10 protein-coding genes are annotated in these 14,083 nt (G+C 34.7%); 2 read left to right on the top strand and 8 right to left on the bottom strand.

What is annotated here, in order from left to right:
- Position 1: 1 nt before the first annotated feature.
- From mscK to seqA, 3 genes are read right to left on the bottom strand one after another with little or no spacing between them, the layout of a single operon-like run.
- Complete coding sequence (gene mscK / locus A6A10_RS04100) at positions 2-3,268, bottom strand: mechanosensitive channel MscK (protein ID WP_229583620.1); 3,267 nt, start codon at positions 3,266-3,268, stop codon at positions 2-4.
- A 43-nt stretch (positions 3,269-3,311) separates the two neighbouring features.
- Positions 3,312-4,721, bottom strand: coding sequence for an o-succinylbenzoate--CoA ligase (gene menE / locus A6A10_RS04095; RefSeq protein ID WP_121121708.1), 1,410 nt, complete (start codon positions 4,719-4,721; stop codon positions 3,312-3,314).
- Positions 4,721-5,281, bottom strand: a complete 561-nt coding sequence (gene seqA, locus A6A10_RS04090; RefSeq protein WP_121121710.1) for a replication initiation negative regulator SeqA — start codon at positions 5,279-5,281, stop codon at positions 4,721-4,723. The genes menE and seqA overlap by 1 nt, the downstream gene beginning before the upstream one ends.
- Positions 5,282-5,392: 111 nt before the next feature.
- On the opposite strand from seqA, the gene A6A10_RS04085 reads away from it, so the two are divergent.
- Positions 5,393-6,190, top strand: a complete 798-nt coding sequence (locus A6A10_RS04085) for an alpha/beta fold hydrolase (protein WP_121121712.1) — start codon at positions 5,393-5,395, stop codon at positions 6,188-6,190.
- A gap of 86 nt (positions 6,191-6,276) precedes the next feature.
- Here A6A10_RS04085 and A6A10_RS04080 read toward each other — a convergent pair whose 3' ends face one another.
- The gene (locus A6A10_RS04080; protein WP_121121714.1) at positions 6,277-6,696 is read right to left on the bottom strand and encodes a ClpXP protease specificity-enhancing factor; all 420 of its coding nucleotides are present in this window, start codon (positions 6,694-6,696) and stop codon (positions 6,277-6,279) included.
- Positions 6,696-7,337, bottom strand: a complete 642-nt coding sequence (locus A6A10_RS04075) for a glutathione S-transferase N-terminal domain-containing protein (RefSeq protein WP_121121716.1) — start codon at positions 7,335-7,337, stop codon at positions 6,696-6,698. Before A6A10_RS04075 ends, A6A10_RS04080 begins: the two co-directional genes overlap by 1 nt.
- Positions 7,338-7,518: 181 nt before the next feature.
- Between A6A10_RS04075 and ycaO the strand changes: the two genes are divergently transcribed.
- The gene (ycaO, locus tag A6A10_RS04070; protein ID WP_121121719.1) at positions 7,519-9,282 is read left to right on the top strand and encodes a 30S ribosomal protein S12 methylthiotransferase accessory factor YcaO; all 1,764 of its coding nucleotides are present in this window, start codon (positions 7,519-7,521) and stop codon (positions 9,280-9,282) included.
- A 317-nt stretch (positions 9,283-9,599) separates the two neighbouring features.
- Here ycaO and thiI read toward each other — a convergent pair whose 3' ends face one another.
- The 3 genes from thiI to A6A10_RS04055 form a co-directional block, all read right to left on the bottom strand.
- Complete coding sequence (thiI, locus tag A6A10_RS04065) at positions 9,600-11,048, bottom strand: tRNA uracil 4-sulfurtransferase ThiI (protein WP_121122283.1); 1,449 nt, start codon at positions 11,046-11,048, stop codon at positions 9,600-9,602.
- A gap of 112 nt (positions 11,049-11,160) precedes the next feature.
- Entirely contained in the window at positions 11,161-12,561 is a 1,401-nt protein-coding gene (gene tdeA / locus A6A10_RS04060) for a toxin/drug exporter TdeA (protein ID WP_121121721.1), read from the bottom strand.
- Between the two features lie 278 nt (positions 12,562-12,839).
- Positions 12,840-14,081, bottom strand: a complete 1,242-nt coding sequence (locus A6A10_RS04055; RefSeq protein WP_121121723.1) for a heme biosynthesis protein HemY — start codon at positions 14,079-14,081, stop codon at positions 12,840-12,842.
- Positions 14,082-14,083: the final 2 nt, after the last annotated feature.

The following is a 14,083-nucleotide window of genomic DNA, read 5'->3' as shown; positions in this document are numbered from 1 at the left end:
TTTATCCTTGCTGTATTATAGATTTCTGAACCATAGCGTCTTCATCATTATGAAGATGTACATCAACCTGTTGAAATGCAAATTTAATACCATGTTCTTTGAAGATTTGATGAATTCTTTTATATAGTAAATTACGGGTTGGTACTCTCTCCCATAATTCTCCGACACATGCAACAAATTCATGTTCAACCCAACCTTCACCAATATCTGATAAATTAACTTCTGGTTCTGGATCTTTAAGTACCTTAGGTGCTTCATCAGCAATCTGATATAACAATTTCTCCACTAAATCTAGATCAGCATCATGGCTTACTTTCAGCATAATTCGTAAACGCGTCATTGAATTATTCAATGTCCAGTTAATGAAACGTCCTGTAACAAAAGCTTGGTTTGGTAAAACCACTTCCTTCTTCTCATTATCAACTAATACTGTCGAGCGCAATCTAATATTTGATACAAACCCCGTATATCGTTCTACTGTAACTTTATCTCCAACCCTTATTGGACGTTCAAACAGCAAAATTATCCCTGAAATAATACTACCAAATATCTCTCTCAATCCAAATCCAAGACCAACCGAAAGAGCTGTAAATATCCATTGGAGCTTATTCCAAGATAACCCTAATGCTGAAAATGATGCAATACTTCCTAAGGTAACAATAAAATATGTTAAAACAGCAATAATTGTATGAGGTGCTCCTTTTGATAATCTAACTCTAGAAAAGAACGCAACTTCTAAAATTCCAGAGATATTTTTTACCAACACATACGTAACGACTACATACACAATTGAGCGTAGCATATTGAGTAATGTAATAGATTCAACCATTACACCTTGTGAGGTTGTTTCTACTTGCTCCCATAGAACAACTCCATTTAAGTAGTAAGCAATACTAATTAAATCTGACCAAATAGCATAAAGAAATCCAAATAAAACAACCCATCCAATCAGATCTGCCACATGGAAAAGTTGACGATTGACTACGGAAATCCTAATTTTTTCTTCTTTTGTATCCTCTTTTGCCCTTTCTTTTACTTTTTCTCCATCTTGCGAACGAAGCAATTCACGTTCATTCTGTAAACGACGATATGCCATACGCCGAGATGAAATAGTTAAAAAACGGTAGACAAAATATCTTCCAAATACCCAAACTAGTGCAGCTAAATAACTTTTAATAATGTGTTCAATAATATAAACAGCTGTATAGTAATAACCAAGGATGATCAATACGATTAAAAAAATTGGAACAATAAATAAAACTAAACGCAATAAATTAAATAATCCAATGCTTCTTTTTGAACCATCCTCTAAAACAGCATTACGATACTCACAAATCCCCTTATCTAACCAAGGTCTCACGATAAAAAAACATAGTAGCAAAGCAACAATTGTGACCACTTCACCAATAACATCATTATTAAACCCTATCGTATCTACATCTGAAAAAGTTGATGAGATAACTAATAAAACAACAATCCATACAGATTGACGAATAATGCGTCTAAAAATAAGATTGCTTGCTTGAGGTAAATCAAAATGCAAATAAGCCAATCCATGAGGTCTAAATAACTCTAGAGTTGTAGCAAAAAACCACCAATATATAGATATTTCTGTTAGCCATGTAAAACCTACTAAGGGATCTGAAAAAAAGAACAACATTAAAATGGTTGAAAAAATTAAAAATGCGAGTGCACCAGGTAATGTTAGAATCAATGTCCAAAATATTGCCTCTGGTGTTACCCAGTGATTATCATTTTTCAGTGTATTTACTTTTGCTGCAATTACTGATAATCGATGCTTAATTGCCTCCTTCTTCCAATGGATGACGGCATAAACCACTACAAAAAAGAATAAAAAAGAAAACTTCGAAAACAAATTTTGATTAGCATTTTCAAAACTAACATAGCTTGATAATTCTGTAATCTCTGCGATTAATTTTTGGGGAAAATTTTCTAGCCATGTAAGATCAATTGGATTATTACTCTTCACCCAAAAACTTTGTTGCTGTAATTGACGTTCTAATTCATCACTTAATTGAATAATTTGCTTTTGGATTAATTCAATATTATTAGATAAACTCAGCTGAGAATTAAAAGATTTAATTAAATCTGTAAAAATCTTTTCTCTTTCTTTAAAAATATTATTTAATATTCCTTTTTCCTCATTGGTAAATATTAAATTATTTTTTATTTGTAGCTCTTCAATCGTTTTGGGAATATCATATAATTCGTCTCTCTGTTGCGTTGTCTCAAACAACTCAACTCGTAAGTTATTAATATCTTTAGATAATCCCTTAATAACCCCATCTGTTGGTAAAGACTCTTTCTGCTGATTAATAATACGAGATAAAATTAATGTCCCTTGGAGAGCACTAATTTGCTCCTCAATATTTCGTTTGGTCTGTGTTAAAGCATCTAATACATTTCTTATTCTTAGATTTTCTTGTGATAATGAATTTGTTTTTTGCGTTTGTGTAACCAAATATTCACTTAGATCTGAATTTAAACCAAACTCATACTGAATAACTGGATTAGCAATATTACTATCTTCCTTATTTTGCTGAGTTTGCTTTGCTTGATCTTCAAATTCTTTTAAACGACTTGCATTTAATTCCTCTTGTAATGCAAATAATTTTTGTTGTAATAATTGTTGTCTAAAAGTTAGTTCTGTTTTTTTATTTTCATCAATAGAAATAAGTACATCAATATTTTGTCCTAAAATTAAGTTATACTTATTATTCACATCAATATAATCTAACTCTGCATTATATTTATCTATTAATGATTTACTCGCTTTGCTATTATATTTCCAACGAGCCAAAGTATCAGCTCTTAGATTATTATCTAAAATCTGAGTACGAGTTGATTCTAATGCGGAACGATAACTTACTAAACTTAAACCAACACTATCTAGTTGCTCACGGATACGTTCTAATTGCTGATTAATTTCAGATTGCTGGACTTCTAATTTAGAAATAGGTAAACCAATAAAAATACCCTGAACATTATTCATATCGGCTTTTATATTTTGTATATTCTCTTGATACTTTTTCAATGTAGATGGGGCATCTTTGATCTTTTGCTCTAATACAGTAATCTCTTCCCGATTAGTTTTGGCCTTTTCTAAAAAAGATAATGTATCTTCTAAATTCTTTGCAAGTAAAGCAGCTTCATCTTTAGGGGCTATCTCCTTTACAGAATTTAGTCTGTTTTGAATATTAGTAATAGATAAAAGAGAATCTGGATCAGCAGCCATTATTGGTGACATGCTTATCCCCAATAATATTAAAATGAAAATGTTAAATAACCTTTTAAACATTCTTTAAATACCTATTGTTAATGTCCAATTGCAATTGTTTTCGCGAAATTTTTATGCCTAAATTTTTCCATTTCTCTCGATCCAACGGAATATATTTAATCGGTAACTTGAATTTTTCTAACCGTTCAGATGCAAAAGATTGTAACGATCTAACCGCTTGTGGACTAAATTCAGAAATAAAATCAACCACTGCGACAGGCCTAAAGCCAAATTCAGTATCTTCTGTTGGTAATACTATCGCCTGATAAATAAGACATGATTGAAATAGAATTCGTTCAATTTCTTCAGGCTGAATATTTTCCCCACCCGATATAAACACATTATCGGTGCGTCCATCAACGACTAGCTTCCCTTGTTCATTCCAATGCCCACGATCTTTAGTCACCAACCACCCATTTTCATTCACTAGAGAAACAATATTTTCTTTAAGCCAATAACCTAATGCTAAACCTGCACCTCTAACCCAAATTTCATCATCAACAATTCTAACTTCTCTGCCCCATAAAGGTAAACCGACATTATCAATTTCAGATTTTACAGCACAAATGGTTGATGCCATTTCAGTCATCCCATAACCAACGTAAGTCTCTATTTGATTTTCTTGGGCTTGAGTAATTAGTTCTGGGGGAATCGCACTTCCACCTAATAAAATTTTCTGTATATGTTGAGGTAAAAATTCTTTTTGCAATAAATAACGCTGAAGTTGTGTTGTGACTAAAGAAGCGTGCGTAACTGTACTCAATACTGTCCAAAAATCTCGCTTATCTTCCACTATTGATAATGTCGCCCCCATTAACAACCAACGCCAAATAATCCCTTGTCCTGATACGTGAAATAAAGGGAGACTAAGTAACCAACTGTCAGATGCCGTAAAATCCATCAATTGACACACACCATAGGCATTTTCTAAGTGGTTTTGAATAGAATGCACAACCGCTTTAGGTTTCCCCGTTGACCCTGAAGTTAATGTCATTGTGGCAGGTAAATTAGGTGCATATTGCGAACTATCACAAGCGGTCAGATTAGCAGGAAATTGTGCAAAATGTTGATCGGTTATCAATACTACATTTGCAAAATCAGATAAGATATCTCCCCGCTGAATTTCTGACATACTTGGGTTGAGCATTAAAATTTTGCTTCCCATGGTTATCGTAGCTAAATAGCACAATAACCCAACCAATCGATGATGGCCGGAATAAGCAACGATTCCCTGTGGTGTTGCTCCATTTTGTTGAAGTAAAGTAACCGCTTGGGAAATCATCTGAGATAATTTTTTCCAAGTAATTTGCTGTGGTATATCAGAAAATAAAAGATCCGTCCCTTTTTTCCAGTTTACAGCGACTTCAGAGGACCTGAATTCTGCCCAATGCTTTATTGGAAAAGAAGAAAACTTAAAGTCCATTATCCTAATGCGCTCTTTACACGTTTGATAAGCTCTTCTGGTAACCCCATTTCATCCATAATACCTTCTAAAATAATTCCTTTACGCTCGGTATTATTATTAGTAATTACCCAAAATGGCGATTCTGGTATTTGTTTTGCTTTAACACTACTTCCTGTTGCTAATATAATTTCTTTATCTTTAGCAAAATAAATACGTTCACTGCCTTGAACTTTAACTGTTGCATGAGAAAACTCATCTGAATTAGCAAGATATAGTGCCGAAAGCATCTGTAAAAAACGATTAACCACTTTTTTTTCATCATTAAATTGTGATGATGTTAAAACAAATTCTACTCGATTAATAATTTTTTCCTGATTACTCAACGCTTTTTTATTCTTGGGTAATTTTGCGAGATCTTTTAATTCATCGATCATATTTTCTTGCACAAGTACGAATGGCTGAGGTGAAGCAGGTAAACGTAACAAACGACGCAAAATATCTGATGCACTTTCGCCAATTGCTTGAGTACGACTGGCAATGTAATGATATAATTCATCATCAACTTCAATTGTTTTCATCTGTTTCTCCTAAAATGTCTTGATTACCTAAAAATTCTAGGCATTATACGCATTTCGGATCCAATTTACAGGATCTTGATCGAATATTTTAGTTAAAAATAAGTGAATATTATGACAGAAAATACATTACTGCATTATCAATACAAAAAAGCAACTGTTCCAGCAAAAAATCTAGCACAAACAATGGTATTACTCCACGGATTATTTGGTGATCTAAATAACTTAGGCGTTATCGCAAGGGCTTTTTCCGATGACTATAATATTTTACAAATTGACCTCCGAAATCATGGACTTTCATTCCATTCTGATGAAATGAATTACGATCTGATAGCCAAAGATCTCGAAGCTGTTCTCACTTCTCTTGATATTAGTAATGCGATTGTTATTGGACATTCTATGGGTGGGAAAGCAGCAATGGCTCTTGCTAATGCCGCACCAAATCGAGTAGATAAACTCATCATTCTAGATATGGCTCCTGTTGCCTATAAAGAAAATCATCATGATGCGGTATTTAAAGGATTATTTGCCGTCAGAGATAAAAAACCAGCCAATCGCCAAGAGGCGAAAGAATCGATTTCAGTCGGCATTAAAATGGAAGGGGTTCAACAATTTATGCTGAAATCTTTTGACCCAAATGCCCCAGAATCATTCAAATTCAACTTAACTAGTTTAAAAAATAATTACGATAATTTAATGGGCTGGCAACCTGTGTTAGTCAATAAACCAACCCTTTTCATTAAAGGTGAACTCTCTGATTACCTGCAAGAAAAAGATACACAAACTATTCTTGACCAATTTCCCCAAGCTAGTTTTTTTGTTATTAGTAACACTGGGCATTGGCTCCATGCAGAAAAGCCTGATAACGTCATTCGAGCAATAAAAAAATTTCTAGACAAAAGTGTAGAGTAAATGGTGAAAATAAAAAATGTTGCTAATCACAATCTGTCATTAGCAACATTTTCGCTTATCACTTTATTAAAACGTAATCTAATACATTATTTCACTATTTTTAAATGGCTCGCTTTTCGCTTAGTGACTTTTTTAGGTTTATCTTCACTCACAACGTCTTGTTTCGCTCTAGCGAGATAATTTTCTTCACTATAAAACGGTTCAGCTTGGAACATTACCCCATCGCCCGTTTCTTGCGCATAAATTGCCTCAGCAGCACCAAACGGTACATAAATATCCCTTAGCATACCTTGGAAACGTGCATTAAAACTGATGAATTCATCAGTCACATTATATTGCCCAATAGAGCGTGGTGAAACGTTAAGAATAATCTTCCCTTCCCGTACAAATTCTGTCGGCACATCTACGTCTGGATAGTCTGCATTGACCAACAAATAAGGCGTATGATCATTATCAACCAGCCAATTATAGTAAGCGTGATAAAGGTAAGGACGTAATGGTTTCATTACTCTTTCTCATCCATTAAATGTTTCGGTGCACTTCCACCAATTGATTGTGTAAAGCTATCACGCTTAAATACGCGAGTCATATAAGTTTTAACCGCTTTACTTCCTGCTCCAGTAAATTCAACGCCTAGAGTGTGCATTTTCCATAATAATGGTGCAACATAGCAGTCCACTAAGCTGAAGTCATCACTTAAGAAATACTGCGTATCGGCAAATACTGGACCTAATGATAAGATTTCTTCACGTAATTGATTAAGCAGTTTTTTCGCATTATCCGTAGTTGGATCTTTATCAATAATATCAATCAAAGTGAACCAATCATTTTGGATACGATGCATATTTAAGCGGCATTGTGCACGTAAAACAGGGTATACAGGCATCAATGGCGGATGCGGAAATCTTTCATCCAAATATTCCATAATGATACGCGCATTTGATAAAACTAAATCACGATCAATTAATGTTGGGATTGTACCTCTAGGATTAACTTCCATTAAATCTTCAGAAATAAGATCTGGGGTAATATTCTCAATTTCATAAGCAACTCCTTTTTCTGCTAAAACGATACGAACCTGATGGCTGTATATATCACTTTTCTCTGAAAAAAGTGTTGGTACGGAACGTTTATTTGCGTTCGTCATTTTATTCTCCCAATAATTATAGATCTCAATAATCTTGTAATTTTACCACATCTTGATCCGCCAATAATAGCCCTATTTAATACAAATCGTGACTTATGCACTAGAAAGTTAATGAAATTATTGTACTTATTGAAGCAGTTATATGATAATTCCGCCCCAAATTTAACATTTCGAGAATTTTATAATGCAACAAACTTTTATTATCGGAAAAGATGCTGCTCTTGAAGACAGTATTTCAAACTTTCAAACAAAATTAAAAAATCTAGGTTTCAATATTGAAGAAGCATCTTGGCTCAATCCTGTACCAAATGTCTGGTCTGTGCATATTCGTGATGTTGATTGCCCACAATGTTTTAGTAATGGGAAAGGCGCAACACAAAAAGCAGCATTAGCCTCTGCATTAGGCGAATATTTTGAACGTTTATCCACCAATTATTTCTGGTCTGATTTTTATTTAGGTCAAGATATTGCCAATAGCGAATTTGTGCATTATCCGACTGAAAAATGGTTTGAAATTGAAGATGAAGAAACCTTACCACAAGGTATTTTAGATCCATTCCTACGCAATTACTTCGATCCAAATGGCGATTTAACCCCAGATTTATTAGTCGATCTACAATCGGGTAATTACGAACGTGGTATCGTTGCCTTACCTTATACTCGCCAATCAGATAACGAAACCGTATACATTCCTCAAAGTATCGTTTCTAATTTATTTGTATCGAATGGAATGTCTGCGGGTAACACCAAAAACGAAGCTCGAGTACAAGGGCTTTCGGAAGTCTTTGAGCGTTTTGTGAAAAATCGTATCATCAGTGAAGCAATTAGCTTACCTGAAATCCCACCAAGTGTGATTGATGGTTATCCAACAATCAAAGCTGCGATTGAAAAATTAGAAGCCGAAGGTTTTCCGATTCTTTGTTATGACGCATCACTCGGTGGCGAATTCCCAGTGATTTGTGTTATTTTACTCAACCCACAAAATGGCACTTGTTTTGCCTCTTTTGGTGCGCATCCGCATTTCCAAGTCGCATTTGAAAGAACCGTTACGGAATTATTGCAAGGTCGAAGCTTAAAAGATTTAGATGTTTTCGCGCCACCATCATTTAACAATGATGATGTTGCCGACCATGCAAATTTAGAAACCCATTTTATTGACTCAAGCGGTCTGATTTCGTGGGATCTCTTCAAATCTGATGCCGATTATCCATTTGTACATTGGGATTTCTCTGGTTCAACAGAGCAAGAATTTAGCAATCTAATGGCAATCTTCAATAAACATAAACAAGAAGTCTATATTATGGATTATGAACATCTTGGAGTTTACGCTTGCCGTATTCTTGCACCGGGTATGTCAAATATTTACCCTGCGGATGACCTCATCTATGCTAATAATAATATGGGTATGGACTGGCGAGAAATTCTCTTAGACTTACCGCATTTCCATCACGACAAAGCAACCTATCAAGAGTTGCTAGATGAATTAGATGAACAAAGTATTGATGATATGACACGTGTCCGTGAGTTTTTGGGTATCGTGGCAGAGAAAGGATCTGCAATGCAAACCTTACGTATTGGCGAATTAAAATCAATGCTACATTTAGCCCTTGGCAATCTTGAAGAAGCATTAGATTGGGCGAACTGGACAGCGAATATGAATGCCAGTGTGTTCAGTGCAGAACGCAATAATTACTATCGCTGTTTGATTCATTCTATTGAATTATTCTTAGATGATGCTCGCCAACCAAAACAATATCAATCGGTTTTTGAAAAAATGTATGGCAAACAAGCAGTAAATTCAGCGTGGTCTGCGGTAACAGGTGGCAATCCATTCTACGGATTACAAGCCAGTGATGAGAGTTTAGCCAACTTACAAGCACACAATAAATTACTAGCTGCCTACCAAAAATTACAAAAAGCGAAAGTGAACCCAATCTCTCGCTAATCAACCTATACAAGCGGTAAGTTGCCACCCATTTTTTACAAAAAATGGGTGGCAACTTACCGCTTGTATCAAAAACATTAAAATAGGAATAGAATACCAACTATCCTAATAACTTAACTCCACCCAATTTCATAACATGCCACATATAGAAAGGAGGATATATTTACCTTTCTTCGAAAGAATGTGGTTATATGACCCCTAAATGAGATACGGAAACTGTAATCTATAATAAAAAGAGTGAGCCACAATTATAAAAATAGTAGAAACATTCTCACAATACTCATAAATATTCTAAATATCTTTTAAGATAGTCTATGTTATGCCTTAAAAACTTTTACATTCGTGAAACCACTCTCTTTTAAGTACAGCGCTTGCAATTTACTCATCACTCCACGTTGGCAATAAAGTAAATAGTTTTTATCCTGATCTAAAAATTGGAAATGGCTTGATAATTTGTAGAATGGTAAAAGTTTGACCTCTACACCATCAAGTGAGAATGGGCTTTCTTCTACTTCTTCTGGGCTACGAATATCAATGATAATATCATTTTCAGCAAGTTCAGAGGTTGTCTCAACTGACACCACTTCTCTCTCTGTTTCTTGAGCAATCTCTCTAATATCTAAGAAATTCGCATTGGCTACGGCTTGCTCTAAAATATCAAAATCGAAATGGGCTTCTTCTTCTAAAATCTTACTTTCTACTGCTTTTACTGTCGGATTTTTAGAAATCACACCACAAAACTCTGGCATTGATTTGGCGATATCATCTGTACCAATCATTTTCGCCATTGCAATAATTTTCTCTTTATCGTGTGTAATTAATGGACGTAATACTAGTGTATCCGATGCGTTATCGATCATTCGTAAGTTGGTTAATGTTTGGCTAGAAACTTGCCCCAATGCCTCACCCGTTACAATACCTTGAATATCAAATCGCTGTGCAATTTTACTTGCGGCTCTAACCATCATACGTTTTAAAATTACGCCCATTTGCCCATTATCGACTTTCTCTAGGATTTCACCGACCACGTTTTCAAAATTGATCGCAATAAAACGGACTTTGTGGGAAGTGCTGTAACGACTCCAAATATGGTAAGCCATTTGCTTTACACCAATTTCGTGAGCTGCTCCACCAAGATTGAAGAAACAATAATGCACTCGAGATCCACGACGAATCAACATATAGCTAGACACACCCGAATCAAACCCACCAGAAATAAGCGATAACACATCTTCTTGTGTGCCAATAGGATAGCCACCAATTCCTTCATGACGGGCTTTAATCAGCAACATTTTATCCTGATCAATATCAATACGGACTGTGACGTCAGGATTCTTTAATTTTACTTTCGCTGATTCAATGCGTTGATTTAACCCACCGCCAACATAACGCTCTATATCTAGTGAGCTAAAATCGTGTTTACCTTTACGACGCGCACGTACAGAAAAAGTCTTATTTTCTAGCTGATCTTTAACGGCTAAATAAGTTTGTTCAAAAATATCGTGTAATGACGTAAAAGGGGTTTCTTCCACTTGTAAAATATGATGAATACCGGGTATTCGTTGTAATAAATCTAATGTATCTGGCATATCATCTTCTGACTTGACTCGTACCTCAATAAAATCCCAATGACGAACAACCGCAACATCTGGAATTTCTTTAGTAAGTACATTACGAATATTAGAGGTTAAGATTTTGATAAAGCGTTTACGCACTGAATCACTTTTAATCATGATTTCAGGAAAAAGTTTAATAATGAATTTCATAAATAGTTTTTTTGTTAAGTGAATATTAATCAACAAGAAAGCGGTAAGATCCTAGCATATTTTTGCAAAAATAGCCTGATATCCTACCGCTTTAGCGTCTGTTTAAAATGAATTATTGCTGATATTTTCCTGCCATAGCTTGGTATACCGCATTTTCATTTTTAATTAAGTTATATTTATTTTCTAATAATGCTAATTCTGATGCACGTTCTGTATTTAATGCATTTAACCACACTCTTAACTCAGTTACACCTTGCTCGTATCTTTGTTGATAGTAACTACTAATCTTTCTATCATAATTATACTTTTGTCGCATATTAGAATAACTTGCCTTTGCTTGATTATATGCGTAGTAATAACCATCAATCTCATTCAATGCCGAGGTAATTTTTTGCGTGTAATCTAGTCTAGCTAATTTATATTGTTCTTCTGACAAATTCACATTATTTTTAACTCGATTCCAATCTAAAAAAGGAAGAGAAAAAGACAATAATCCGCCCGCTACTGGATTATCACCAATATCACTGACTTTTGACGAGCTTGCAGATAGGCTTGCTCCAAGAGTAAGGGTTGGATACCAACTTTTTTCCATTGCACTTAAATTTTTAAATGATCTTTTTAGTCGATACAAACTAGCATTTAAATCTGGTCGATTTGCAATAGCAGAAACAGGTACATTGATATCAACCCCTTGTAGTTTGACACTTGATAAATTTGGATAATGAGCAACAAGCGGTTGGCTTGGTGCTAAATTTAACAAATTACGTAAAATTTGATCGGCCATTTTTTCTGCTGATTTTAAGCTAATCATCGTATTTCTTGCTGATAAAATAGATTGTTGAGATTGAGCCACACTCAGTTCATCAATCAACCCTGCTCTGAATTGGTTAGTTAAAATTCGATTAATTTGCTCATAGGCTTTAATGCTTTTTTCTGTTACCGCAATCGCATCATGATAATAAGCAAGATTATAATAGCTACTCACAACAGCATTTATTAATGATAAACGAGCCGCTTGTAAATCTTGTTCCGTAGCTTCTTTTTCCCATTCTGCTGCACTTGCACTATCTCTTAAACGACCCCAAAGATCTATGGTATAGCTTAAGTTGAACCCTAATTGATGATTAACTCTCGATGTACCGGTAGAAATCATACTTGTATCGCTTTCACCAATTCCTTTTGTTGCCGATGATCTTCCTACAGGTTCATTAGCATTGAATGAAGGAATTAAATTTGCTCCAACTAGATTAGCATTATACAATGCCATATTCACAGCGATAGCAGCTTTAGCTAGATTAACGTTATTTTCTAATGCTTGATTAACTAGACGGTCTAATTGAGGATCATTATATCCTTTCCACCATTCTTCATTGATTTGATATTGTTTTGTGATTTCCTGATAACTTTGATGCTCTTTGTTTGCTTCTTCTAATGATGCTTGTTGCCGACCACTTGTACAAGCGCTTATGGTAACCATTGCAACCAAAGACAAGGTAAATTTGGTTAATTTCATCTTATTTTGCTCCTCCTAACACTTTCAACCTATTCTAAAGAAAAATCACAACTTCGACTAGAATAAAATGAACAATCGTTCATCTTTTTATAAAATTTATAGTCTAAAAACCCTACTATTCAATCTTATCGTTAATAAACTAGCTAATAATACACGACCTAATCTGAATATAGTATTAAGAGATTACAATGGAATGACTTTATCTGGAAAATTTTTTTAAATATGTTAATTAGTACAAAAAAATAGGGTAGTTAATCACTACCCCTATTTTTTATCATTTAATTATCTTTCAATGGAAGAGCTGGAGCTACTGGCTTAGGCTCAATACACATTTCTTTCAAATTATCGGACTTAATGCTTGTAATTAATTCTACATCATTAAGTTGTTCAGCAACATACAATGCCATAACACGATCATTTACGGTACATTCTTTATGTGCTAGAGCTTGTTCTAAATATTCCCTAGCTTTATCAAATAAACCTTCACGTGCATAGATATAACCTAATGCTCTTGCATAATCATCGCTATAATGCTCACTCGCTTTTTTATGACGTTTAATTAATAACTTAACTAATTTAGAGTTTTCTTCAGCTTGAAGACGGGTTAATTGATCAAAGACGCCTTGTAACTGCTCATCTTCGAACTTCTTGACTGTTTCAAATGCAATATCAGCAGCAGATTGGTGGTCGTCTGTATCTAACAAACGTTTAATTAACGCAGTTCTGACATACACTGAACGACGACGGCGGCTCGGTTGATTTTCCCACCAAGTTAACAATCCTTCCTGACCATCTTCATTCATAATTTCATCTAAGAGACCATCATCGGCTTGTTTCTCTAATGCTTCATACTCTTCCGATGACAAGAAACTACGTTGTCCAATATTATCTAACAACTCATCTAATGCCTTATATGCCTTAGACTCTAAATAAATGCCAATTGCTAATCTCATTGCATCAACATTACTTGGTGCTAAAACTAGCAGGCTATCAATCGCACTACGTGCAGCTGGTAATTTTCCTTGTTTAAGTAATAAACGAGTACGAGCTAATTCGACAGCAACATTATTTTGACCACCTAATTTAGATGCTTCAATCAAGTATTTATTCGCAGAAAGATCATCACCTTTTTCCTGCGCAGCTTCAGCTGCCTTAATAAAATTTAAGATTGGTTCATCTGAGTGTTTTGCATTTCGTCCAATTAACTTCTCAGCTTTTGAATAATCTCCCTCGGTCATTTTCATTAAACCTTGAAGAGTTTGTTTTTGAGCTTTTTTACGTCTACGATTTCCCATCCATTGATAAGAATTTCTGCTCAAACGGAAAAATCTTGTAACAACCCATTCAATTAAATAGACAACAGCCATGAGTACAGCAAAAAAAACAACAAGCATCACAATACTCATCTCAAAAACTTTTGTTGCTGTTTCGATACGGACATAGCCTTGGTTACCTGAAATATAAGGTCCCAAAATCAAACCAGCTAACACTAATAGCATTAAAAAGAGAACTCTAAGCATAA

Origin of the sequence: Otariodibacter oris (assembly GCF_009684715.1) — a bacterium.
GTDB lineage: Bacteria > Pseudomonadota > Gammaproteobacteria > Enterobacterales > Pasteurellaceae > Otariodibacter > Otariodibacter oris.
Note: the sequence above shows the minus strand (reverse complement) of the source record. Positions and strands in the feature narration are given on the sequence as shown.

What these genes read in the sequence shown, in the direction of transcription:
- seqA (WP_121121710.1), bottom strand. Translation starts at nt 5,281, where the DNA reads ATGAAAACAATTGAAGTTGATGATGAATTATATCATTACATTGCCAGT.
- A6A10_RS04055 (WP_121121723.1), bottom strand. Translation starts at nt 14,081, where the DNA reads ATGCTTAGAGTTCTCTTTTTAATGCTATTAGTGTTAGCTGGTTTGATT.
- thiI (WP_121122283.1), bottom strand. Translation starts at nt 11,048, where the DNA reads ATGAAATTCATTATTAAACTTTTTCCTGAAATCATGATTAAAAGTGAT.
- A6A10_RS04085 (WP_121121712.1), top strand. Translation starts at nt 5,393, where the DNA reads ATGACAGAAAATACATTACTGCATTATCAATACAAAAAAGCAACTGTT.
- menE (WP_121121708.1), bottom strand. Translation starts at nt 4,721, where the DNA reads ATGGACTTTAAGTTTTCTTCTTTTCCAATAAAGCATTGGGCAGAATTC.
- tdeA (WP_121121721.1), bottom strand. Translation starts at nt 12,561, where the DNA reads ATGAAATTAACCAAATTTACCTTGTCTTTGGTTGCAATGGTTACCATA.
- A6A10_RS04080 (WP_121121714.1), bottom strand. Translation starts at nt 6,696, where the DNA reads ATGAAACCATTACGTCCTTACCTTTATCACGCTTACTATAATTGGCTG.
- A6A10_RS04075 (WP_121121716.1), bottom strand. Translation starts at nt 7,337, where the DNA reads ATGACGAACGCAAATAAACGTTCCGTACCAACACTTTTTTCAGAGAAA.
- mscK (WP_229583620.1), bottom strand. Translation starts at nt 3,268, where the DNA reads ATGTCACCAATAATGGCTGCTGATCCAGATTCTCTTTTATCTATTACT.